The sequence below is a fragment of the Vibrio sp. 1151_11 genome, assembly GCF_029478525.1.
GTDB lineage: Bacteria > Pseudomonadota > Gammaproteobacteria > Enterobacterales > Vibrionaceae > Vibrio > Vibrio anguillarum.
In genome coordinates, this window is record NZ_SHMN01000012.1 from 85,865 (window position 1) to 110,854 (window position 24,990).

Genomic DNA, 24,990 nt, shown 5'->3' on the forward strand with positions numbered 1-24,990 from the left:
TTAAATAAGATCAAAAAAAGCGAGCACTAAGACTCGCTTTTCATTGCTACTGGTTGCTAATTTAGCATATCAACAGTGATCGCCACTGCTTCTTCTAAATAAACATCTGGAGCTTCATAATCTTTAGGTACATCTTGCAAGGTTTCATAGGGCTTCAAACCATTGGCGACTTGTCGCATGTTAATCCGCGCCAAACGCAATTCATCTGCCTTGTCACTTTCTTGCTTACGCACAGATTCATTGAGAGAAATTGTGTTGTCATCTTTCTCCGCTTTATACTTTGCAATATCCTCGTTAATGAAGCCGAACTCCATATCATTGGCAATACGAGCTTGATGCTGCGCAGATAGCTTAGCAATCAGTTTTTCATTAGCTTGTAACTTGTCGTATTTAGCTCGCTCAATTTGATCCCAAGGAAGTGCATTAGGTTCAACGCTCTCACCGGTATCTTTTGCTTCAATCGCAGTGGGTAACGCAATATCAGGCACAACACCTTTATTCTGCGTACTACCACCATCAATACGATAAAATTTCTGAATCGTATATTGAACGTAGCCTAATTCTTTATCAAACAAGTCGTAGATATGATTCAACGAGCGATGCTGTTGAACCGTTCCCTTACCGAATGAGTTTTCGCCAACAATGATCGCTCGTCCATAATCTTGCATTGCCGCTGCAAAAATTTCTGAGGCTGATGCGCTGTAGCGATTCACCAATACCGTCATAGGACCCTGATAACTGATTTTTCCATCCGTGTCACTATTAACGTTTACTCGTCCATAGCTATCGCGAACTTGCACAACCGGACCGCTTTCAATAAATAAGCCGGATAATGCCGTCGCTTCCGTTAATGCACCCCCACCGTTATTACGCAAATCGACGATCACGCCATCCACTTTTTTCTGCTTCAGTTCAGTCAGCAATTTGTCCGTGTCTTGCGCTAAACCGACATAGAAGCTAGGGACTTCAAGCACGCCGATTTTCTTGCCATTTTTCTCGATGATTTTTGATTTAACCGCTCGATCTTCTAAACGAATTTTGTCTCGAACAATAGTGACAACGTGACTTTTAGCGTCTTTACCTTCCGGCAAAACTTGCAACTTCACCTTAGTGCCTTTCGGGCCTTTGATCAGTTGTACGACATCATCTAAACGCCAGCCGATAACATCAACCATCTCTTTGCCATCTTGGCCCACACCAATAATACGATCGCCTTCACCCAACTGCTTGCTATTTGAGGCAGGACCACCCGCAACTAACGAACGAATGATGGTGTAGTCGTCGGTCATTTGCAGTACAGCACCAATCCCTTCCAATGAAAGATTCATTTCTGATTGGAACTGCTCGGCATTACGTGGAGAGAGATAACTAGTATGCGGATCAACTTCACGCGCGAAAGCATTCATATAAAGCTGAAATACATCTTCGCTGTGGGTCTGAGACAGACGTTTGATCGCGTTATTATAACGCTTGCCTAGCGTTTCTTTAATTTCCGGCCACTCTTTACCCGTAAGCTTTAAGTTCAGTGCATCATATTTGACACGTTGCTGCCATAACTTATCGAGCTCGGTTTTATCTTTCGGCCAAGCTGCTTTTGAGCGATCAAGTTCCATCGATTCATCGGCTTCAAATGTAATTTCTTTGTCGAGCAGAGAAAGCGCATATTGAAAACGCTCAAAGCGCTTTTGCATTGATAAGTTATAAACATCAAATGCAATTTGGTTATTGCCAGCCTTGAGTTGATCATCAAGTTGTGTCGACCACGTATGAAAGGAATCAATATCGCTCTGAGTAAAGATATTGCGGTTGTAGTCGAGCAGTTCGAGATAACGATTGAAGATAGCTTGCGAGAAATCGTCATTCAAGTTGAAGTGTTTGTAATGAGAACGAGTAAAACGGGAAGTCACACGCTTACTCGCCGTTTCATGCTGCATTTCTGGGGCAAGAAGAGGTAAATCTTCTTTGCTAAGTGTGGCTTCTAAGGCCTGAACGGATGACGCTGCTAGCCATAGGCCAGCAGCGATCAACGTTAATTTTGAACGGCATTTCATGCGTAGGAATTTCTCCTTTATGCGCGCAAGTGCTCCGCTTTCACAACCATTTGTAGGCCGTTGACAAGTTGAACGCGCACATCTTCCTTATTAACTTCAACAATGGTCGCAGCCATGTTTCCTTTACCCATGTTTACGTTCACTTGTTTACCAGTGATCATTTCATCAGCATTTAAAGCGCGCGTCTCGACAGGTTTTTCAGATTTTGGCGCTTTCGCTTGAGGACGACGAGCTTGTGCTTGAGGCTTTTTCGCTTTTGGCTGCTTCGCTTTTGCCTCTTCGCGTGCTTTTTGTCCTTGCTCTTTACGACGAGCCTGTACTCGAGCTTTACTTTCTGCCAATGCGGCTTGTGCGTGCTCTACATGTTCTTCTTCTAACTCTCCACATGGGTTGCCATCAAGGTCAACACGAGTTGCACCTAGTTTAACACCATGTAGATAACGCCATGACGACGTGTATTGTCTTAACGCAGCACGCAGCTGTGTTTTACTTACTTTTGAGTCTTCGTTTAGGCGTTCAGCAAGATCTTGAAAAATACCAATTTTCAAAGGCTTTGCTTCACCTTCTAAAGTAAAGCACTTAGGGAAACATTCAGCAATGTACGCAATAACTTCTTTGCTGTTTTTTAACTTTTCAGTGTTTTCCATGAGGATTCCTGGTTTATGCGGTCTTTCCGCGAGGCATTAAGATAAATATGTTCGGTATTATAGTGACCTAAATGCGAAAAACCACAGGCAATGACCAATTTATGCCTTGTTAGCGTGTGAATTGAGCAGCTTTTCTATCTCAATCATTAATTCTGCCATCCCTTTCTCATCAATTTCAGAAAAACGGCCAATTGTTGGGCTATCAATATCCAATACTCCCACCACTTGACCATTGATAGAAAATGGCACCACCAACTCAGAATTACTCGCAGCATCGCAAGCAATGTGACCAGCAAACTCATGGACATCATAAACACGTTGTATACGGTTAGTCGCCGCCGCTGTACCACACACACCTTTTCCTAAGGGGATGCGTACACAAGCTGGTTTTCCTTGAAAGGGACCGAGAACCAGTTGCTCTTCTTTTATTAGGTAAAAACCCACCCAGTTAAGATCTTCAAGCTCCATGTTAAATAAGGCGCTCAAATTGGCAAGATTAGCGATTAAATCCGTTTCAGATTCAACCAGTGCCACCGCCTGCTTGGTAAGACGGCGGTATTCTTCTATGTTCATATAAACTCAACGACCTTTTGAAAACGGAAGACATCTATTTTTGAACAGCGTACAATTTCTCACACGATAAATAGGATGCATTCTCATCATAATGACTAATTCCAATGACACTATTAGCCGCTCTTGGGTAATAAAACAAGTAAAAAAACATCGACCTACACTTCTATTTGCCAATGCGATCGCGGTTATTGCAACGCTGGTTAGTGTCCCTATTCCACTATTAATGCCATTAATGGTCGACGAAGTTCTGCTGAATAAACCCGCTTCTGGTTTGGCGATGATGAATACTATTCTACCGACGTCGATGCAAAACCCAACAGGCTATATTGCGCTCACGTTATTACTAGTGGTCTTGATGCGTAGCGTCAGCCAAGCGCTCAACATACTTCAAAGCCGTCAATTTACTTTGGTGTCCAAAACCATCACTTACCAAATGCGCTGCAAAATGATTGATAAATTAGGACGGATCAGTATCAGGCAGTACGAAACCAAAGGCAGTGGTGGTATTAATGCTCACTTAATCACCGACATCGAAACCATTGATCAATTCATAGGTAGCACACTCAGTAAATTTATCATCAGCCTACTGACCGTGTTAGGCACAGCGGGTGTTCTACTCTGGCTTGAGTGGCGTTTAGGGCTGTTTATTTTATTGGTCAACCCGATTGTAATTTACTTTTCACGTAAACTCGGAAGCAAAGTCAAACATCTGAAAAAGCGAGAAAACCAAGCGTATGAACGCTTTCAAAATCGGCTAGTCGAAACATTAGATGGCATTTATCAATTGCGTGCCGCTAATAAAGAGCGAGAGTTTCTCAATGAACTCAAACAGCAAGCCAACCAAGTCCGAGAGAATGCAGACAAATATGCATGGCAATCAGAGGCTGCAGGGCGCGTCTCATTTCTCCTGTTTTTACTTGGTTTTGAGCTATTTAGAGCGGTCGCGATGCTGATGGTGGTCTTTAGCGACTTGACCATAGGGCAAATTTTCGCCGTTTTCGGTTATTTGTGGTTTATGTTAAGCCCAGTGCAAGAGCTGCTGAGTATTCAATTTTCTTGGTACAGTGCAAAGGCGGCCTTCCATCGCATTAATGATCTGCTTGCACTGGAGGAAGAGCCTCGCCCTATTTGCAAAATTAACCCATTCACGGATAACCGCCAGGTCGATGTTGAGGTTTCTCACGTTAATTTTGCCTACGATAGTGAAAAGAGTGTGCTCAACGATCTCTCGCTCACGATTCCGGCGGGTAAAAAAGTTGCGTTGGTTGGCGCAAGTGGTGGTGGGAAATCCACGTTGATCCAACTGTTAATTGGTGTGTATCAGCCCAATTCCGGGCAGATCCGTTTTAATGGTGCGACCACTGAAGAGATAAGTTTTGATATTATTCGCGATAACATTGCCGTGGTATTACAACAACCTATACTATTCAACGACACCTTAAGGCATAATTTGACCCTCGGCGGTCAATATGCAGAAGAGGAATTATGGCAAGCGCTGCATATTGCACAACTGGATGATGTGACTGCGAATCTCAGTGACGGTTTAGAAACGCTAGTTGGCCGAAATGGTATTCGCTTGTCGGGCGGACAACGTCAACGTTTAGCCATCGCTCGGATGGTACTGAGCAATCCTAAATTTGTTATTTTGGATGAAGCAACATCCGCGTTAGATACGGTAACTGAAGCGGCATTGCACAATGCTCTGACTGGATTTTTGAAAGGTCGAACTACTTTAATTGTTGCGCACCGCCTTTCGGCAGTGAAACAAGCCGATATAATTTACGTGCTGGAAGATGGTCAAGTTAGTCAAATGGGTACGCATCGAGAATTAGTCGAGCAAGATGGGTTATATCAGACCCTTTATGGAAATCTCCAATCATACGTTTAGTGATTGGGTAACAATAAATTAGGATGATTGTTTGTCTCAACATTCAGCGCTTATTCAACATCCACAATCACCTAACGGCGTGAGGTTGTGTCACGGCTGTGAATTGGCCGTTGATCTCGTCGAGGTTGAGCATGGAAAAAGTGCCTATTGTCCACGCTGCGGCACCCAACTGTACCGCGGTGGGTCTCCCTCTTTGTCTGGGGATTTAGCCGTTGCTATCACTTGCTTGTTACTGTTTATCCCCTCTCATTTTTTTGAATTCATCAGTATTCGCTTGGTTGGGGTGATGATCCCCGCCACCTTGCCATCCGGTGTCTTTGCGCTGGCTGAAGAGGGCTTTGGAGCGCTCGCTTTATTGGTGCTATTTTGCAGCTCTATTGCGCCACTTTTAGTGTGTGGTTCCGTAGTGACCGCTCATATCGCCTTGCGTTATCGATGGTTTTATCTACTGCGTGGCTCACTGATCATTATTCAGCGATTAAAAGCGTGGGTAATGCTCGATGTTTTTTTAGTCAGCGTGGCGGTATCTTGTTTTAAACTTCAAGATTATTCCGACATTTTTATCGGTGTGGGGTTGTATGGTTTAGTCTTTCTGCAACTGGCAACCGTATTGTTAGCGACTCGAGTTAGCGTAAGGCGCTATTGGCAAGCGTGGCAGCCAGAGAATCAATATGCCTTCGAGCGTAAAGAGGTGCATTGCCACCATTGCCATCTTTCACAACCCGAAAATACGCACTGCGTGCGTTGCGCGCAAAAATTATATCACCGGAAACCCAACTCGATACAACGAACTTGGGCCTATTTAATTGCAGCAAGTGTCGCTATTTTCCCCGCGAACCTGATTCCAATATCGATTTTAATTACCAACGGACAGCGATTAGAAGACACCATCTTCTCTGGTGTTGCGTCACTGATTAATAGTGGTATGGTCGGAATTGCAATCATCATTTTTGTGGCCAGTATAATCGTGCCTATTGTGAAAATATTCGGCCTGACCTATCTATTACTGGCGATTAAATTTAAGCGAACGGTTTACCACCGTCAGAGAATGAACATTTACTTCGCGATTAAATGGATCGGCAAATGGTCGGTAATGGATCTGTTTGTCATCTCAATTATGTTGACACTGGTTGATCGCGGTCAAATTCTCGACTTCACTCCCGGTTATGGAGCCGTTGCCTTTGGCTTGGTGGTTGTACTCACCATGCTCGCCACGGAAAGTATGGACCCAAGACTCATCTGGGATAATTACCCAGAAATCGCAGACCAAAACGAGCCTTCACATGAGTAAACAAATTTCAAGCCAGCCCTCATACACTCCCGATGTTAAGCGAAACAGGGGCATCTCACCTTTGTGGATACTGCCCATACTCACCATGGCGCTCGCAGGTTGGTTAGTCGTTAAAGCCATTCACGATGCTGGCGAACGAATCCAGATCTATTTTTCGGACGCACAAGGCTTAGTCGCAGGGCGAACAACAATTCGCTACCAAGGGCTCGAAGTCGGCATGGTAAGAGAGATTAAACTGTCCGAAGGATTAGAAAACATCTATGTGGAAGCCGATATTTATCCAGAAGCTACTCAATTACTCAATGACAATACCCGATTTTGGTTAGTGAAGCCAACGGCCAGTTTATCTGGCGTTTCAGGTTTAGATGCATTGGTTTCAGGAAACTATATTGCGATTCAACCGGGTAACGAAAATAGTTCAGCTGAACACGATAAAGTGTTTAGTGCTTTAGATGGTGCACCTTCTGATCTACTGCCTAATCAAGGGCTTATCATTTCGCTAAAGGCTCGCGATCTCGGAGGTATTTCTGTTGGCTCACAAATCGTCTATAAAAAAATTCCGATTGGTGAAGTGTTTAACTACAAACTCGATGACGATGCAAAGTCGGTACTCATTCAAGCCTCGATAAAAGACGAGTATCGCCACATTATTACCAATGAAAGCCGTTTTTGGAATGTCAGCGGTGTTGGTGCAAGCATTGGCTTTGAAGGTGTTGACGTCCGCTTAGAAAGTTTAAGTGCATTAATCGGTGGTTCAATTGCCGTCGATTCACCGGACGGTGGGGAGCCTGTTGAACAAAATACCCAATTTAGTCTCTATCGCGATTTAAAAACCGCAGGGCGTGGTATCCCTGTGAAAATCACCCTACCCGATCAGCATAATATTAACCAAACTGGTGCCCCCATCATTTACCGAGGAATAGAAGTCGGCCAAATCACGGAATTGCAGCTCAGTAAAAGTCACCAACAGATCATCGCCTCTGCCGCTATCCAACCGGCTTTTAGCGATATGCTCAATTCGGGAAGCCGTTTTGTGTTGGAAGAGGCCAAAGTCTCACTCTCTGGAGTTGAGAACATCGGTAATTTGATCAAAGGGAATTACTTGACACTCATTCCTGGTAAGGGCGAAAAGGCCAGAAGTTTCACTGCAATTCGCCAATTTGAATTTAATCAGTCACAAGCAAAATCGATTGCTATCAAACTTACAGCGGAAAGCTCATATGGCTTAGATGTGGGCAGCCAGATTTTGTATCGAGGCATCGCGGTAGGTTCAGTAATTGACGTAAAGTTGCAGCAAGACAGTGTTGTGCTCAATACGCTGATTGATGAAGAGTACTCATCACTCATACGCTCACAGAATCGTTTTTACATTACAGGCTCTGCCACCGCAGAGCTCACCGAATCAGGCCTTAATGTTTCGATCCCTCCTGCCAAACAACTGCTCGCCGGCTCAATCAGCTTCATCAGCGAAGGCGCTGAAAATGCGAATAATGAATACCCGCTATATCAAAGTAAATCCTTAGCTGAGCTTGCCAAATATAATCAAAGCGGCTCACAGACACTGACTCTTTTTGCCGACGAGCTTCCTCCCATCAATCCGGGTAGCCCGCTCCTATACCGTAACCTTCAAGTCGGCAGCGTTTTTGGCTTTAAGCTCACTAAAGAAGGTGTGAAAATCGAGGTCAAAATAGAGAATCAATATCGTCATCTGATTACGAATCAAACTGTTTTTTGGAACCGTTCTGGCGTCGAAATTAATGCAACACTTGCAGGCGTAAAAGTCAAAGCCGCTCCTTTAAAAACCTTAATTCAAGGAGGCATTGCATTTGATTCGTTGCAAGGTATTGATAACAAAGATCAGAATTTGTGGAAGCTCTATGACAGCTACGATCAAGCACGTAAGGCGGGCCAAGAAATCATCTTAACGGCCGATTCATCCTTTGGCGTTACGCTAGGAACATCCATCAAATATAACAATATCACTGTGGGAGAGGTTGTTTCTGTAACACCTAATTTCAAGACAAACCAAGTTACACTCCAAGCGAGAATTGAACCTAGCTACGCATTAGGGATTGCCAGAAATGGCTCTCACTTTTGGGTAGCGAAAACTAAGATTGGCTTCAATGGTGTTGAAAATCTGCAAAACTTACTCAGTTCCAGCATTGAGGTCCAACCTGGGTTTGGCGATGTGCAGTATCAATTTGAACTAGAAAAACAGCCACAACAAGCACTCGGTATTGAATTCACCTTACAAAGTGAAACACGAGGATCAGTGACTGAAGACAGCCCGGTTCTCTACCGTGAAATGGAAGTGGGCAAAGTAACCCATGTTGCTCTAGGAGACTTTGCAGACCGCGTCATGTTTACCATTGAAATCCAAAAAGAGTTCGCTTATCTGGTTCGTAGCAATAGCGTATTTTGGAACACTTCTGGCGTCGATGTATCCATCGGTTTATCTGGTGCGAATATAAAAGCAGGCACGTTAGATAGCATCATGAAAGGCGGAATTACATTTGCCACTCCAGAGCAAAAACAGCTACAACCTATCGCTAAACAAGGCCAAGCATTTTACTTATACCCTGAAGCCAAACCAGAATGGCGCCAATGGCGAACAGCCATACCAAAACCTTAAAGGGTTAACCTTGATTCTTGTAAAATGCAGCTGATCGGCTGCATTTTTTATTATTTTGATCTCATCACGATTCTTATATAATCCGGCCTCAACTCCCAGACGAGATACTGCTTTGCACGCCAATATAACCCTACCTGAACCTTTTCTTGCGACAATTGAAGCGATACTGCCCACACATTTAACGATGAGTGATTTTATTGCAGCTTGCCAGCGTCCTTTGCGTAAAAGTATCCGAGTCAACACGCTAAAAATCTCTGTCGATAGCTTTTGTCAACGCGCCATAGAAAAAGGGTGGGCTTTATCACCAGTGCCTTGGTGTAATACGGGTTTTTGGATTGAAGCCGATGAGTCTGTCGTACCTTTAGGTAATACCGCCGAACATATGGCAGGGCTTTTTTACATTCAAGAAGCCAGTTCTATGATGCCAGTGTCCGCTCTTTTCACTGGCGGCGAATCGTTCAATTCAGTACTCGACATGGCGGCGGCTCCGGGCTCAAAAACAACGCAAATTGCGGCGTGTATGGAAAATGAAGGCGTATTAGTCGCCAACGAATTTTCAGCCAGCCGTGTTAAAGTACTGCATGCTAATATCGAACGCTGCGGTGTACGTAACAGTGCACTGAGCAATTTTGATGGTCGAGTCTTTGGCGGTTGGTTACCGGAACAATTTGATGCGGTGTTAATAGATGCTCCATGCTCAGGAGAAGGTACCATCCGTAAAGATCCTGATGCGATGAAAAACTGGAGTAAAGAATCTGTATTGTCGATTTCCACAACACAAAAAGATTTGATTGAAAGTGCGTTTCAAGCTTTAAAGCCCGGCGGTGTGATGGTCTACTCAACCTGTACATTGAGTACAGAAGAGAACCAACAAGTGTGCTTGCATCTACAAGAAAAATATCCACAATCAGTTGAATTTGTTTCCCTTATTTCATTGTTTGAGGATGCAAAAGCAGCTATTACAGACGAAGGGTTCTTGCATATATTCCCTCAAACTTATGATTGTGAAGGTTTTTTTGTTGCAAAAATCCGTAAACTTAGCTCTGTACCCCACCCTGAAGTCAACAAACGCTTAGGTCAATTTCCTTTTGCGAAAGCCAACCTTAAACTCACACAAGAGATCGCGGATCAACTCATGAAAACGTTTGAAGTTGTGATCCCCGATAATACCAGTGTCTGGCTACGTGATAATGATGTATGGTTATTTCCAAACGCACTGGAACCTATGCTCGGCAAATTCCGCTTCTCTCGCATGGGGATAAAAATCGCTGAAACACATAAAAAAGGTTATCGCTGGCAACATCAAGTCGCTACATCGTTAGCGACTGGTAACGAATCAAACTGCATCACACTATCGATTGAAGAAGCACGAGATTGGTACATGGGCAGAGATGTCAGACCAGCACTACAAACTGGTACTGGCGAAGTGCTGGTTAAACTCGGTAACGATGTGATTGGCCTAGGAAAATGGGTAGGAAACCGCATAAAAAATGGTTTACCAAGAGATCTCGTTAAAGATAAAAATTTGTTTTAACACGCCCCAAAATAGGACAAAAATCTAGAAATTACGCACAATTCCAGCAATAACAACTATAATTATAGGGAAGCACAAATACGACTATTTAAATGATTAGTGCAGGCTCGAAAGGGCCATTTCCCCCCTAGGCCCAGAAACGGAAAAGTTTTGGGCCTTTTTTTAATTGTTAAAGGAAATAGATTGCAACAGGAGGTGAACGCCTCAGTTATACAAGATGAATTCCATCTTCCCCAATGGTAATTTTTCCCTGCTTGTACAAACCACCAATACTCTTCTTAAAGGTTCCTTTACTGGTACGGAACATCGAAAAAATGACTTCTGGTGTCGATTTATCACTTAATGGAAGAAAACCACCCTTTTTCTCAAGTAACTCGATGATCTTAGTGCTTAGTTCATCCATTTTTGCTACGCCAATTTTTTGCAGAGCTAGGTCAATTTTTCCATCTTCACGGATATTTTTGATGTAGCCTTTTAAGGTCTTACCAATAAACAACTTACCAAACACATCTGATGGGAAAATCATCCCCCAGTGCTCGCCATTGATGATGGCCTTATATCCGAGTTCTGAGTGTTCTGCAATTAGCAGATCGACTTGCTGATTCTGCGTATAGTTTGCAGGGGTTTTGTCCAGCCACTTGTTGAATTTTGTTGTGCCTACGATTCGGCCGGAAGCCTTATCGGTGTAGACATACACTAAAATCATTTGTCCTTCTTTAAAACGAGCACGCTGTTCGCTGTAAGGCACCAATAAATCTTTACCCTTCAGACCCCAATCAACAAAAACACCAGTGCTATTCACACCCTGAACTTTCATCAATCCCCACTCACCTACTTTTGCAATCGGTTTTTCAGTCGTCGCGGCAAGTTGATTGTCTGAATCGAAATACAAAAATACGTCTATTTTCTGCCCCAATTCAACCCCATCTGGGGTAAATCGTTTAGGCAGCAAAGTGGTTCCAAAATCTTCAGCATCCAAAAACACGCCGAAATCAGCAATCTTCACGACTTCTAAACTGTTTATTTGACCAACGTTAATCATTTACTATGTCTCACCTCAATTTTGCAGAGATTATACGTGATCTCTGTTATCCTTTCCTGCATTCAAGGGAAAAATAAGCATTTTTTCAGGAGCTTTCTTTGGTTAATGTCGATAAGCAAGATACCATCACGCTTAAAATTTCACATGCCATGTCTCAGAGCAAAGAACTTGATCTAGACATTTACCTATTCATTCCCGGTGATTTAGGTCTAACACCCGAAATACTTCCTGAATCTGACTTTTACTATAGCTTCATCCACCAAGAGCGTGCGTATTACAGTGATAAAACGTTACTGCCCTTAGTGCACAGCCGACTTGCACAACGAGGCCATCTCTCTTCTACTCAGTATCGAGTCAGTTTGAGTTTATTTGCTTATCAGTATGTTATCGCTTTAGATAAAGCTGTAGTGCAACTCAACACGACGAGTGACACCGTCACATCAGATGAAGTTGATAGTGTCATTGAACTCTCTTTAGATATTTTGAAAAGATTGCGCCGCAGCATTCCTTATGAAGAGAGCTTAAAACGCTATTACGCCAATATTGATAACTATTTATCTTGGTATACTGAGCAAAAGTTTCTTTCCCTAGTCGCACACATGAACCGCGATGGTGAATATAAAACCATCAAAGAGCGTCTAATTACACTGGTTGAAAAAGAACAGGCACATCGTAAACTTAACAATTACAACTCGGCAAAGGCAGGGGAAGACATCACTCGGCTGAGTAACAAGATGCGCCTACTACGCCGTTTAATCGAGCATCCCATTGTGCTTAATGAACACGTCACCTCTTTAGGTAATAACATGAAGCGTGCCGTAAAAGGCATCGCGACTGGGCTTGTGATGCTGTTTGTCACCGTCATCGCCATTACAGCTCGCGACTATTGGGGGGAAATCACCGCCTCTTTTATCATCGCTATGTCGTTTGTTTATGCATTACGCGAGATCTTTAAAGATGACTTACGCGATATGCTGTGGCGCTGGATCCGTAAAGGAAAACCTAAATGGAAGCGTCGTTACATAGACCCAACGACCGGAAAATCTGTGGGTTACAAAATTGAATGGCTTGATTATACCAACCTGAGTAAATTACCAGACCGAATCAAAACAATTCGAAAGAAACGCATTGTTCAAAGGGAGGAACAGGTACTTCACTATCGCTCAGAAACGGCCATGTCAACCTCACGCTTCATGAGTGGCTATGAGGAAACACGCGAAACTTTACACATTGATCTACGCCCGATTACCCGTTTGATGGACAAAGGCTCTAATCGCATTTATCAGTTAAGTGGTGGTCAAGTGAGTCGAGAAACCGTAGAAAAACGGCACTTGCTCAACTTGATTATCAAAGAAGATAACCATAAAGAAGAGCCCCGCTACTACCGTTGGAAAATTGTTTTAAATAGAAATAAGATTGTCGACATTGAACCGATAGAATTAAGCGAGTAGTCTCTAATTCGGCCTTATTTACCAATACGCTTTAACGATAAAGTAAGATGAAACTCCGCCATAGGCTCGTCACCATGCAGCGAAGGACAGGTTGCAATGATCTTTACTGTCTGATTGACTCGCTCTCCGGTTGCGATAGTTTCATCAAGCATACTGTCTATTAGCTGACCATCATGGCAATGAAAATGAACATCCGCCTCCGGCCTTTTTAAAAACTCCGCACTAACCGCTTTAAACGCCAACGATACTTTGGATCCACGCTGTTGTGCTTTATGCATTGCCATAAAACCGCCCGCTACGTCTGCACCAACGGCTAACACACCAAAATACATACTATTTAAATGATTTTTATTGCGACGTTTAAGTGGAATTCGAATTTCTACAGAGCGTTCGTTTAACACTAAAATCTTTGGCCTGCAGGACCAAATCAGTGGCACTTTTAAAAAACCAAACAGATTTAAGTAAAGATTCGCTTTTGTTAATGGGGAGAGCATGAGGCTTGACCTTTTCAATATGGTTGTCGGACCAGTTCAAGGTATACGCCGCGAAATGTCAATGAGTTGTTACAAAAAGTTAGGGTTGAGCGCAGCTATTCTGCGCCCAAATCAGATCATTACATTTTTACCACAACATCAGCCTGAACACTTTCAGCTAAGTGCTCCTGTAGCTTTGGATAGCTTGCGAGTGCTTGGGTAACGACCAAAATCGGCTTATTCGCATGACGTGCCGCTTTTGATGCTAAATCGAGCAGCGTGATGACCGCCTCACTCTCTGGATTAAACAAATGGGAAAGTTCGGGATTCTCTTTATCAATGCCTAAGGTATATTGTGTTAAGTTATCGATGTTGATCACCACACCATCAAAATAGTGCATCAAACGCTCTGCCAACAATGCCGCTGATGGAACATCGCAAGAATAAAGCACTTTCAAACCATCTAAACTCCGAGGTAAAGACTGCTCTGCCAGACGATCAATGATCGTCGCCGCATCACTTAATGTTCGAACAAATGGCACCACAATTTCGATGTTCAATCCTTGCTTGCGCAATGCTTTGATCACAGCGCATTCATAACTAAACGCTTTCGCATACTGGTTGGAAGAAAAACGCGATACGCCACGCACTCCCATCGCTGGGTTAATTTCATCCGTTTCAACACTTCCACCGATCAACGCTTTATAAGTGTAACTATCTGCATCACTCAAACAGACACGAATCGTAGTGTGATTTTTTTGAACCGCTGCCACGACTCTATCGACGATAGTTGACGTAAAATGCTCCGCCACCGCTTTGTCATCAAGAATGGATTGCAAAGAGCCTTGCTCAAGTTCAGTTAGATTCGCAAAATGTTGCTCAATCGAAGGATGATAAAACAACGAATCTAAAATAATGTCGGACAGCGATACATACAAATGCTGGGCATTTCCACTTGATTCAATTGCCGCTGGAAGGGCATCACCTAAGATCAACTGAGGGTGGATCGTATCATGTTGTGCCAAACTCATTCATTACTCCCTACATTTTTAATTATCTTGCTCAGGAAAATACCCATAGCCGAGTATTAATTCAAGTAAAAGTAAATATTTATGGCGAATTTATGAATAAAATTTCACCTTACGGATGATAAGCAATAAGTTTTCCGTTTTGGAGTTTATTCCTATTGCCAATTCCGTTATCTTTACCGCTTCGCAATAAGAGTACAGGCTTTACCATGCCATTAAAAACAGATGAATTAAGAACTCAAGCCTTGGGCCCAATGCCGACTCCGGCAGAGCTTGGAAATGCGCATCCGATCACAGACGACGTAGCAGAGCGCATCGCAAACTCACGCCGTCAAATTGAAAATATTCTGACTGGTCACGATGATCGCTTGTTAGTCATTGTCGGTCCGTGTTCGGTACACGACACTGAAGCAGCAATGGATTACGCTCAACGTTTGAGTGCGATCCAAGACCAATATAAAAATGAACTGTTTATCGTCATGCGTACCTATTTCGAGAAACCACGCACCGTTGTGGGCTGGAAAGGTTTGATTACGGATCCCAATCTGGATGGTTCATATGCACTGGAAACAGGGCTCAATAAAGCACGGAAATTATTATTAGATATCAACAAGCTAGGCCTTGCTACTGCGACTGAATTTTTAGACATGATTACCGGGCAATACATCGCAGATCTCATCACGTGGGGAGCTATTGGTGCGCGTACTACGGAATCTCAGATACACCGAGAAATGGCGTCTGCACTGTCGTGCCCTGTCGGTTTTAAAAATGGCACGAATGGCAACATCAAAATTGCTATTGATGCCATTCGAGCGGCCCAAGCATCGCATTATTTTTACTCACCGGATAAAAATGGCCGTATGACCGTTTATCGTACCAGTGGTAACCCCTTTGGCCATGTTATTTTACGCGGTGGTGATACAGGGACAAACTATGACGCTGACTCCGTATCTGCAGCCTGCGAGCAACTGATCGAATTCGGCTTAGCCCCGCGCCTCATCGTAGATTTTAGCCACGCGAATTGCCAAAAGCAGCATAGAAAACAGATAGATGTAACGGCCGACATCTGCACACAAATACGTACAGGTAAGGATTTCGTTGCTGGTATTATGGCTGAAAGCTTCATTATCGAAGGTAACCAGCCAATGCATGACTTAAAGAACCTCACCTATGGTCAATCGATTACCGATCCATGCTTAGGATGGGATGACACAGCAACTATGCTGGATATGCTGGCACAAGCGATCACTGACCGCCGTAACTTAAAGTAAATACTAAGCAATAGATAAGGAAACACCATGCCTTCTTTTGATATCGTTTCAGAAGTCGATACTGTTGAACTTCGTAATGCTGTCGATAATGCAAACCGAGAGCTTTCTACTCGTTTTGATTTTCGTAATGTAGAAGCTGGATTTGAACTCAAAGATGAAGTTGTAAAACTGTCTGCAGAAGATGATTTTCAATTGGGTCAAATGATGGATATTTTACGTGGCAACCTCGCGAAACGAGGTGTTGATGCCAAAGCGATGGAAGCGAAAGATTCCGTACATTCCGGCAAGCGCTGGTTTAAAGATGTCCAATTTAAACAAGGACTGGACTCGTTAACCTCCAAGAAAGTGGTAAAAGCCATTAAGGATGCCAAGCTCAAAGTCCAAGCATCCATTCAAGGTGAAAAAGTAAGAGTAACGGGTAAAAAGAGGGATGATTTACAATCAGTGATCGCTCTAATGCGTGAATCGGATATGGGCCAGCCATTCCAGTATGACAATTTCCGAGACTAACAGCACCACGAATAAAATATCAAAGCCACCTCATTAGGTGGCTTTTCAATCACTGATAACTGTCATTTACAATGAATCGATTCCTTCCTTCTGACTTCGCTTGGTATAACGCTTGGTCTGCACTCTCCATTGCACTCTGCCACGACAACGCCAACTTAGACACCGACTTCTCAGCAATTGCTCCAATGGAAACAGTTACAGGAACCCGCTGCCCTGCCCAGTAAAATGATGTTTGTTCGACTTGAGCACGAATTCTCTCCAAGACTTCTTTAATATGAGCTTCTGGTGCACTAATGATCATCACAAACTCTTCACCTCCCCACCTCATAAGTAGATCTTCAGGTCGAAGCTGCTGTTTCAGAATGGTAGATAATTCCCTTAACACTTCATCCCCCGCTTCATGACCATACTGATCATTTATTTTTTTGAAATAGTCGACATCAATTATGGCTAATAAATGTGGTTTATTATTAGTTGTTTCTTCCTGATAAGAAAACCAAGTATCAAGATATCTTCGGTTATACAAATCCGTGAGTGGGTCATGTGTAGATTCAACTTCTAACTTTGCATGATCCTGCTGTAAAGTTGAGTGTTTGATTTTAAATTTTTTATACTTCCGATAACTAATTAAAGATAAAAAGCTAATAATAATAAATAACAAAAAATACAACCATTCCCTAAATTCCTGAGCTTGTATCTGCAGCTTCTGTATATCGTTCTTAGCACTTAATAGCAATAATTCTTGTTCGTCGAGTTTTCTGTCAAATTGATTTTTTAGACTCAATGCCTCTTTTTCTCTAGACTGAAGGATAAGTTTTTTTTCTAATGTTGCCATTTTCTTATATTCAAACAATGCTTCATCATACCGACCTTTTTGTTCATAAATTCTTGAAATAATATCAGTAGCATATATTATCCTTGGCACATTATTGTGATCTGTATAAATTCCTACCGCTTCTTTGGCGCTCAAGATAGCCAATTCTAACTGAGTTTTTGCAAGGTAGACTTCCGCTAAACTCTCTTGACAGTATGCGGTAAATAAGGGATTAGACTCTTCCCTAGCAAGAGATAAACATCGAATCATAATATCTAAGGCATCTTCTGTCTCACCTTGATTTAATAAATTATCGGCTAAGTTAACCATAGTCTTAAACTGCAACTGTTTAGAACCTGTTTTCATCGCTCTATCAAAAGCAAGTTCAACATTGCGCTGCTGAGATTCTTCACGTCCTAGCGCTGTATCTATCACACTGGCATTAGTATATAAAATAGCTTCGGTGAGTGAGTTAGAGAAATTATTATTCTGGTATACTTTCAAAGATCTCTTACTATATATATCAGCATTTTTCCAATCCTCCGTATGAATATACACAGTCGATATATTGTTTAGAATTATGCACATTTGTATAGCATATTTATTCCTATCAAATAATTGATAAGCAATTTGATAATATTTTAAGGCTTTCTTTAAATTGGTTTGATCAAATGAAATATTACCCAATAAATTATAAACTCGCCCTTTCAACCCATTATATCCAATACGCTCAACCATCTCTAGAACATCATTGAGTAAGGATTCAGATTGAATTAATTGTTGTGATGAATATAATTCCTGTGCTTCATAAAAATAAGCCTCCGCAATAATCCAGTCTATATTGTATTGACGACCAATAGCCAATGCTTCCTCAGTAACTAGAGGAGTAATTCCCGCAAATTGTATTAAATTATTTTGTGAAAATATATAGAGAGCTTTTGCCTGAGGTGACCACCACTGTCGCCAATCCGTAAAAGAGTTTTTGATAACTTCAGGACGCTCAAAAGAATCATAATATAAATTGAGAAATGAGGCATCGCTTTTATTAATATTACAGCTCAAATAATCATCTGCACAGAACTCAGCTTCTTGCAGCTTTGAGTGACATTGTAACGACATAAAAATAGAAACCAAACTCACAATGCTAACCACAAGGAAGGATTTGAACGAACGTGGCATCGATTTATACATAGTACATAAGCTCTTCAGTTTTGAGTCATCTTCGTTTTATCAGGCTCGGTCTGCAACATAATCCGATAAAACAATAACCTATGGCACTATTTTTACAACATTAAGTCTTTCCCCACAAGCAAAGCGTACTCTGCTCTGTTTCTAGGTAACAAAATACATATTCTTTTGCGATCAGACTTTGCTTGCTCAAGCTTTTCTGCAAGTTGCGCGGCATTCTTAAAACTTTCCCTTTCAGCATCACGGCGAACAAGATCAATCAATTCAAAAGGAGAATGTTGTTCATAAAAAACCACCTCTGCCCTTTGCATGTAACGCAGCGCTTTAATCGGCAACATTTCAACATCATCGCCACAGCTTATCCATGTACATTGTGCTGATTCTTCTATAGGTACTAAGAGAGCTTGTTGGTATAAACGCTCTAATTCTTCACGGCTTACTGCATTTTCTGTTTTGGAATCACTTAAAAAGGCTTCCCAAAACTTTCTTCTAGCACTGACAGAATTGAGTGATTGTTTAATTGAATTTCTCTTGGAGGCAGCGAAATCAGCAAGCAACGAGAGATTTTGCGGAAGAACCGCTTCCAATGTTTCTCGGATATTTCTCACCAACACTGGTGATGCACCACCACTGGATATTGCGATCTGAATTCGCCCACGGTTGACCATCGATGGCGTGATAAAATCACAGTATGGTTGATCATCGACAACATTGACCAAAACACCTGTCTTTCTTGCATCTTTATGCACTTGGTGGTTAAGCGACGGATTATCCGTTGTGGCCCATACCTGCCAGTATTCTTTCGTTAATAGTTCTGATGAATAAAAGTTTTGAAGCCATTGGCAACGATTCTGCTCTACCAGTTCCAAAAGATAACGTTCAATCTTAGGTGATACGACGGTGACTTGAGCCCCAGCTCGAATCAATGCTTCTACTTTTCGACAGGCGACTTCGCCCCCACCCACAACCAGCACTGGTTTGCCCAATAAATTCAAAAACAGAGGAAAATACTGCATTTCATTCCATGAATAATCTAGATAACTATTCGCTTGATGCTACCAAAAATAGGGCATCTGCGACACTAATTAAATGCAGCCAAATAATTATCAACCAAATTTTCGCCATTGGACAGTTGAAAATCCTGACAACATACTAATGACACAATTGTTAATTTTACGTTAAAAGAGAAATATACTGCTTCTATTCTGTTGCCCTACTATTGAACACGGTTGCACTATTTACAATCGTGCAACATTTGTTCATTCTAGCTGCAGCCTAGGTTTGTGAATCTAATCAAAAATCTTTCAAATGACTAATTTGAGAAAATACAAATCATTACCTACGCTTATAAACGGTTGATTTGTAAATGTGCGATTGCATGCAAATACAACTTGGAAAGCTACACAACAACATTTTTAGTACGTTGTATCAGGTGTCACCTGGTTTAACATGGATCATACAGGAAGGATACAAATGGCGAATAAACTCACTGTTCTTGCTTCTGTTGTAGCAGCTTCTACTGCCATGATGGCGACGACAGCTTCAGCAGCAGATAGCACTTTAGATAAAGTACTTTCGCAAGGTTTTATTACTTGTGGTGTGAGCACTGGTCTACCAGGCTTTTCCAACCCGAACTCAAAAGGGGAATGGGAAGGCATTGATGTTGAATATTGCCAGGCACTTGCCGCAGCAGTTCTTGGTGACAAATCGAAAGTAAAATATGTTCCACTCACAGCAAAAGAACGGTTTACCGCCCTACAATCAGGTGAAATCGATGTTCTTTCGCGCAATACAACCTGGACGCTCCAACGCGACGCAGCACTCGGCCTTAATTTTGTCGGCGTAAACTATTATGACGGTCAAGGGTTCATGGTGAAAAAAGACCTAGGAGTGAAAAGTGCAAAAGAGCTTGATGGGGCATCGGTTTGTGTCCAATCCGGTACAACTACTGAGTTGAACTTGGCGGACTACTTCCGCAACACGGGCATGAAATACAAACCTGTGGTATTCGATACAGCAGCGCAAACCTCAAAAGGTTTTGACGCGGGCCGTTGCGATGCTCTAACAACCGACCAATCCGGTTTGTATGCGCTACGTTTGAACTTAACTGATCCTAACGTCGCGGTTGTATTACCTGAAATCATTTCTAAAGAACCACTTGGGCCCGTTGTTCGTCAAGATGATGACAAGTGGTTTAACGTGGCGAAATGGACTCTCAATGCGATGGTTAACGCAGAAGAGTACGGTATTACCTCAAAAAATGCAGATGAAATGCTTAAATCTAGCGATCCTAATATCAAACGCATACTTGGCCTGGACGGTCCTAAGGGTAAAGGTTTGGGCATTCGCGATGATTGGGGATACCAAATTGTAAAACAAGTCGGTAACTATGGTGAAAGTTTTGAACGCACTGTAGGTAAAGGTTCTCCACTACAAATCGCACGAGGTGCGAATGCGTTGTGGAATGCTGGCGGCTTTATGTACGCTCCACCACTTCGTTAATAGTCACACAATCCCAAATAGGCGGTTTTAACCGCCTTTTTGGAAAAATGGATTTGAGGTTATAGTTGTATGAAACCTACTAAAACTATTGCGGCTAGCTCAGGGGCTCCCTCGGCTAAAAGCGCAAATTTGTTCTACAATCCTACTTTTCGTTCAGTCGCCTTTCAAATTATTGCTGTTCTCGTTCTGTTTTTTTTCTTTTACACCATTGTGACCAATGCACTTTCTAACTTAAGTTCTCGAGGCATTGCCACGGGGTTTGACTTCCTAGATCAAGAAGCTGGCTTTGGGATTGGCCTTACTTTGATCGAATACAATGAAACCTTTAGTTATGGACGAACTTTTATCATAGGTTTGCTCAATACCGCGCTAGTTTCTTTTTTAGGCGTTGTATTTGCCACCCTTTTAGGTTTTTTTATCGGTATTGCCCGTCTCTCTTCTAACTGGTTAGTCAGTCGACTTGCTGCTGTGTATATAGAAATCTTCCGTAATATTCCTTTATTACTGCAAATTTTCTTTTGGTATTTTGCCGTGTTACAGGCTCTACCATCGCCTAGGCAAAGCATGCAGTTAGGGGATTCTATTTTTCTCAATGTACGTGGTCTGTTCTTCCCTGCTCCCATTTTCGAAAGTGGCAGCACATTTATCTTTATTGCCTTTCTTGCTGGCTTACTAACCACCTTAATTATTGGCATTTGGGCTCGAAACAAACAGCGTTTAACAGGTCAGCAGACGCCTATGGGTAGAATTGCGGCTATCTTGTGCATTCTACTTCCTGTCATTGTGTACTTTGCTATGGGCCGTCCAGTGTCAGCAGAGTATCCACAACTGCAAGGATTCAACTTCCAAGGTGGCATCAGTATTATCCCTGAGTTAGCCGCACTGCTGATTGCACTAAGTATTTATACGGCCGCATTTATTGCCGAAATTGTCCGTTCTGGCATTAATGCGGTGAGCCATGGTCAATCCGAAGCAGCAATGTCATTAGGATTATCTCGTTCAAAAACATTAAAACTCGTGGTCATTCCTCAAGCGCTGCGCATCATCATTCCACCACTCACCAGCCAATATCTGAACTTAACCAAAAACTCATCATTAGCGATGGCGATTGGCTACCCTGATTTGGTTTCTGTTTTTGCCGGCACAACGCTCAATCAAACGGGTCAAGCGATTGAAATTATTGCGATGACTATGGGTGTTTACCTCACTCTCAGTTTAACGACATCGGCATTAATGAATATCTATAACCGTAAAGTTGCTTTGGTGGAGAGATAAGATGAAAGTACATCAGTTTCAACCTAACTTGCCACCGCCAGCCAATACCGTTGGCTTCATTGGGTGGCTGCGCAAAAATCTTTTTAATAACGCACTCAATTCCATCGTTACACTGATCTTAGGGTATTTCGCCTTCTGGCTTGTTTGGCATACTGTCGATTGGGCGATTATTAATGCCGATTGGGTAGGCACACAACGTAGTGATTGCACCCGGGAGGGGGCGTGTTGGGTGTTTATTAGCGTACGCTGGGATCAGTTTATGTATGGATTTTATCCAGAAGCTGAGCTCTGGCGACCTCGCCTCTTCTATTTCACTCTTGCTATTTTTAGTGCGTTGCTCGCCTATGAAAATACACCGAAAAAAACGTGGATTTGGTTGTTTTTTGTCAACATCTACCCATTTCTTATCGCGGCGTTACTCTATGGAGGCTTTTTCGGCCTAGAAGTGGTTGAAACGCATAAGTGGGGAGGCTTATTAGTTACGCTGATTATTGCCTTAGTTGGGATTGTTGTTTCGTTACCGATTGGCGTTGTACTGGCGTTGGGCCGACGTTCCGAGATGCCCATTATTCGCAGCCTATGTACCGTTTACATCGAGGTTTGGAGAGGTGTGCCACTGATTACAGTTTTGTTTATGGCATCCGTTATGCTGCCTCTGTTCCTCTCGCAAGGCTCGGAAACGGATAAATTGGTTAGAGCATTGATTGGGGTGGTCATGTTCAGTTCGGCTTATATGGCAGAAGTGGTTCGTGGTGGTTTACAAGCGATACCTAAAGGTCAATACGAAGCCGCCGATGCGTTAGGTTTAAGTTACTGGAAAAAAGTCGGTTTGATTATTTTGCCGCAAGCACTGAAGATCACGATCCCATCTATCGTTAATACCTTCATTGGCCTATTTAAAGATACCAGCTTAGTACTCATTATCGGGATGTTTGACGTGCTCGGTATTGGACAAGCTGCCAATACCGATCCGGATTGGTTAGGCTTTTCTACTGAAAGTTATATATTTGTCGCGTTAGTGTTCTGGGTGTTCTGCTTTTCTATGTCTAGATATTCGATATGGCTTGAAAACAAACTCCATACTGGTCACAAACGATAACTACAAATCAAGGACGTATTATGACGCAGCAACGCAACCTCGCACCTTCTGAAGAAATCATGATTCAGATTAATGATATGAATAAATGGTACGGTGAATTTCATGTACTAAAGAACATCAATCTTACCGTTAAAAAAGGCGAAAAGATCGTTATTTGTGGCCCTTCAGGCTCAGGAAAATCGACCATGATTCGCTGTATTAACCGCTTGGAAGAGCACCAAAAAGGACAAATCGTCGTCGCGGGCAACGAACTGACGGAAGATCTTAAAAATATTGAAGCCGTGCGACGCGAGGTCGGTATGTGCTTCCAACATTTCAATCTTTTTCCACATTTAACCGTGTTAGAAAACTGTACACTCGCTCCAATTTGGGTAAAAAAGATGCCTAAAGGAGAAGCTGAAGCGGTTGCGATGAAGTATTTGGAACGCGTAAAGATTCCTGATCAAGCCGACAAATATCCCGGTCAACTTTCTGGCGGTCAGCAGCAACGAGTTGCGATTGCACGCTCATTGTGCATGAACCCACAGATTATGTTATTTGATGAACCAACATCTGCACTTGACCCGGAAATGGTACGGGAAGTATTAGATGTTATGGTTGAACTCGCAGGAGAAGGCATGACGATGCTTTGTGTTACCCATGAGATGGGCTTTGCTAAAGAAGTGGCCGATCGCGTTATTTTCATGGATGCTGGTGAGATCATTGAAGAAAATAACCCTGTTGAATTTTTTGAAAATCCTCAATCCGATAGAACGCGCAATTTTCTCTCTCAAATTCTCCATCATTAATGGATTAACGACCAACAAAGAGAGAGGTGAACATCACCTCTCTCTTTGTTTATGAGCATAGACACATGGTGTTACACATTCTTTAACATCTAAGTGACTATTTTTATTAAAATTTACACAAAACAAATACGATACAGGGCTTGCTTTTTAGCTCATTCAGCCCCATAAATGTACAAACAAACATAAACCCTTACGAGGAAGATTATGAACAGCCCTATGTTTACTCGCTCAGCTAGCTTAGAGAGCACACTACAAACTAATAAAGTGTTGAAGAATACTTACTTCTTGCTTTCAATGACTCTTATCACTAGTGCTATTGCTGCGATGGCAACAATGGCAATGCAGATTTCACCATTCATGGCACTCGCTATGCAGTTGGGAGCAATCGGTATTCTATTCTTCGTGATGCCTAAAGCCATTAACTCTTCTTCTGGTATAGTGTGGACATTTGTGTTCACCACATTAATGGGCGGTGCTCTGGGCCCAATGCTTAATCACTATGCGGCAATCCCGAATGGCTCTAGCATTATTGCTCAGGCACTCGGTCTTACTGGCCTTGTTTTTATGGGCTTATCCGCTTATACCATTACGACTAAAAAAGACTTTTCGTTCATGAGAAGTTTTTTAATGGCAGGCCTCATTATTGTCATCGTTGCGGCGATTATTAATATTTTTGTTGGTTCTACCGTTGGCCAACTTGCGATCAGCAGCATCGCGGCGCTCGTGTTTTCTGGTTTTATCCTATTTGACACAAGCCGCATCGTACGAGGTGAAGAGACAAACTACATTAGTGCTACCATCTCAATGTATCTAAATATCCTGAACTTGTTCACAAGCTTATTGGCTATTCTAGGCATTATGAACGACGACTAATTCACGTCGACATTTTGTCCAAACGAGCCCGCAAGCCACAGCTTGCGGGCTTTTTGCTTT

20 protein-coding genes are annotated in these 24,990 nt (G+C 42.5%); 12 read left to right on the forward strand and 8 right to left on the reverse strand.

The features are described 5' to 3' along the window. Positions 1-56: 56 nt before the first annotated feature. The 3 genes from prc to EXZ60_RS10760 form a co-directional block, all read right to left on the reverse strand. Positions 57-2,051: a carboxy terminal-processing peptidase gene (prc, locus tag EXZ60_RS10750; protein ID WP_277435688.1), complete on the reverse strand. Its 1,995-nt coding sequence runs from the start codon at positions 2,049-2,051 to the stop codon at positions 57-59. A gap of 17 nt (positions 2,052-2,068) precedes the next feature. Continuing rightward, the gene (gene proQ / locus EXZ60_RS10755; protein WP_017047653.1) at positions 2,069-2,698 is read right to left on the reverse strand and encodes an RNA chaperone ProQ; all 630 of its coding nucleotides are present in this window, start codon (positions 2,696-2,698) and stop codon (positions 2,069-2,071) included. A 99-nt stretch (positions 2,699-2,797) separates the two neighbouring features. Then, entirely contained in the window at positions 2,798-3,271 is a 474-nt protein-coding gene (locus EXZ60_RS10760; protein WP_017041971.1) for a GAF domain-containing protein, read from the reverse strand. A 91-nt stretch (positions 3,272-3,362) separates the two neighbouring features. Here EXZ60_RS10760 and EXZ60_RS10765 point away from each other — a divergent pair, with 91 nt between their 5' ends. From EXZ60_RS10765 to rsmF, 4 genes are all read left to right on the forward strand, one after another. Next, positions 3,363-5,159, forward strand: a complete 1,797-nt coding sequence (locus tag EXZ60_RS10765; protein WP_277435689.1) for an ABC transporter ATP-binding protein — start codon at positions 3,363-3,365, stop codon at positions 5,157-5,159. Between the two features lie 31 nt (positions 5,160-5,190). After that, positions 5,191-6,450 carry a paraquat-inducible protein A gene (locus EXZ60_RS10770; RefSeq protein ID WP_277435690.1) on the forward strand — a complete coding sequence of 420 codons (1,260 nt, stop codon included), beginning with the start codon at positions 5,191-5,193 and terminating at the stop codon, positions 6,448-6,450. Further along, entirely contained in the window at positions 6,443-9,082 is a 2,640-nt protein-coding gene (locus tag EXZ60_RS10775; protein ID WP_277435691.1) for an MlaD family protein, read from the forward strand. The genes EXZ60_RS10770 and EXZ60_RS10775 overlap by 8 nt, the downstream gene beginning before the upstream one ends. Before the next feature lie 112 nt (positions 9,083-9,194). Then, positions 9,195-10,616 carry a 16S rRNA (cytosine(1407)-C(5))-methyltransferase RsmF gene (rsmF, locus tag EXZ60_RS10780; protein ID WP_277435692.1) on the forward strand — a complete coding sequence of 474 codons (1,422 nt, stop codon included), beginning with the start codon at positions 9,195-9,197 and terminating at the stop codon, positions 10,614-10,616. A 208-nt stretch (positions 10,617-10,824) separates the two neighbouring features. Here rsmF and EXZ60_RS10785 read toward each other — a convergent pair whose 3' ends face one another. After that, positions 10,825-11,658, reverse strand: a complete 834-nt coding sequence (locus tag EXZ60_RS10785; RefSeq protein ID WP_277435693.1) for a S1-like domain-containing RNA-binding protein — start codon at positions 11,656-11,658, stop codon at positions 10,825-10,827. Positions 11,659-11,756: 98 nt separating this feature from the next. On the opposite strand from EXZ60_RS10785, the gene EXZ60_RS10790 reads away from it, so the two are divergent. After that, positions 11,757-13,109: a hypothetical protein gene (locus tag EXZ60_RS10790; RefSeq protein WP_017044687.1), complete on the forward strand. Its 1,353-nt coding sequence runs from the start codon at positions 11,757-11,759 to the stop codon at positions 13,107-13,109. Positions 13,110-13,123: 14 nt separating this feature from the next. Here EXZ60_RS10790 and EXZ60_RS10795 read toward each other — a convergent pair whose 3' ends face one another. Together EXZ60_RS10795 and EXZ60_RS10800 are read right to left on the reverse strand one after the other, a co-directional pair. Then, the gene (locus EXZ60_RS10795) at positions 13,124-13,603 is read right to left on the reverse strand and encodes a DUF4442 domain-containing protein (RefSeq protein WP_017047658.1); all 480 of its coding nucleotides are present in this window, start codon (positions 13,601-13,603) and stop codon (positions 13,124-13,126) included. Positions 13,604-13,722: 119 nt separating this feature from the next. After that, complete coding sequence (locus tag EXZ60_RS10800; RefSeq protein WP_010319067.1) at positions 13,723-14,613, reverse strand: putative PEP-binding protein; 891 nt, start codon at positions 14,611-14,613, stop codon at positions 13,723-13,725. Positions 14,614-14,819: 206 nt separating this feature from the next. Between EXZ60_RS10800 and EXZ60_RS10805 the strand changes: the two genes are divergently transcribed. Both EXZ60_RS10805 and EXZ60_RS10810 read left to right on the forward strand, forming a co-directional pair. Beyond that, the gene (locus tag EXZ60_RS10805; RefSeq protein ID WP_026028005.1) at positions 14,820-15,881 is read left to right on the forward strand and encodes a 3-deoxy-7-phosphoheptulonate synthase; all 1,062 of its coding nucleotides are present in this window, start codon (positions 14,820-14,822) and stop codon (positions 15,879-15,881) included. Between the two features lie 27 nt (positions 15,882-15,908). Further along, the gene (locus EXZ60_RS10810; protein WP_094131840.1) at positions 15,909-16,391 is read left to right on the forward strand and encodes a YajQ family cyclic di-GMP-binding protein; all 483 of its coding nucleotides are present in this window, start codon (positions 15,909-15,911) and stop codon (positions 16,389-16,391) included. A 49-nt stretch (positions 16,392-16,440) separates the two neighbouring features. On the opposite strand, the gene EXZ60_RS10815 is transcribed toward EXZ60_RS10810, so the two are convergent. Together EXZ60_RS10815 and EXZ60_RS10820 are read right to left on the reverse strand one after the other, a co-directional pair. Continuing rightward, positions 16,441-18,396 carry a diguanylate cyclase gene (locus tag EXZ60_RS10815; RefSeq protein ID WP_194661800.1) on the reverse strand — a complete coding sequence of 652 codons (1,956 nt, stop codon included), beginning with the start codon at positions 18,394-18,396 and terminating at the stop codon, positions 16,441-16,443. Between the two features lie 92 nt (positions 18,397-18,488). Continuing rightward, positions 18,489-19,409 (reverse strand): NAD(P)-dependent oxidoreductase, encoded by a 921-nt coding sequence (locus EXZ60_RS10820; protein WP_277435694.1) that lies wholly within the window; start codon positions 19,407-19,409, stop codon positions 18,489-18,491. Positions 19,410-19,866: 457 nt separating this feature from the next. On the opposite strand from EXZ60_RS10820, the gene EXZ60_RS10825 reads away from it, so the two are divergent. The 5 genes from EXZ60_RS10825 to EXZ60_RS10845 all read left to right on the forward strand — a co-directional run bounded on the left by EXZ60_RS10825 (position 19,867) and on the right by EXZ60_RS10845 (position 24,930). After that, complete coding sequence (locus EXZ60_RS10825) at positions 19,867-20,895, forward strand: amino acid ABC transporter substrate-binding protein (protein WP_026027113.1); 1,029 nt, start codon at positions 19,867-19,869, stop codon at positions 20,893-20,895. A gap of 69 nt (positions 20,896-20,964) precedes the next feature. Beyond that, positions 20,965-22,170: an amino acid ABC transporter permease gene (locus tag EXZ60_RS10830; protein WP_088728833.1), complete on the forward strand. Its 1,206-nt coding sequence runs from the start codon at positions 20,965-20,967 to the stop codon at positions 22,168-22,170. Position 22,171: 1 nt separating this feature from the next. Next, positions 22,172-23,269: an amino acid ABC transporter permease gene (locus EXZ60_RS10835; RefSeq protein WP_026028006.1), complete on the forward strand. Its 1,098-nt coding sequence runs from the start codon at positions 22,172-22,174 to the stop codon at positions 23,267-23,269. Between the two features lie 20 nt (positions 23,270-23,289). Beyond that, complete coding sequence (locus EXZ60_RS10840; RefSeq protein WP_013856933.1) at positions 23,290-24,057, forward strand: amino acid ABC transporter ATP-binding protein; 768 nt, start codon at positions 23,290-23,292, stop codon at positions 24,055-24,057. Positions 24,058-24,261: 204 nt separating this feature from the next. Beyond that, positions 24,262-24,930 carry a Bax inhibitor-1 family protein gene (locus EXZ60_RS10845; RefSeq protein ID WP_010318447.1) on the forward strand — a complete coding sequence of 223 codons (669 nt, stop codon included), beginning with the start codon at positions 24,262-24,264 and terminating at the stop codon, positions 24,928-24,930. The last annotated feature ends 60 nt before the right edge of the window (positions 24,931-24,990 follow it).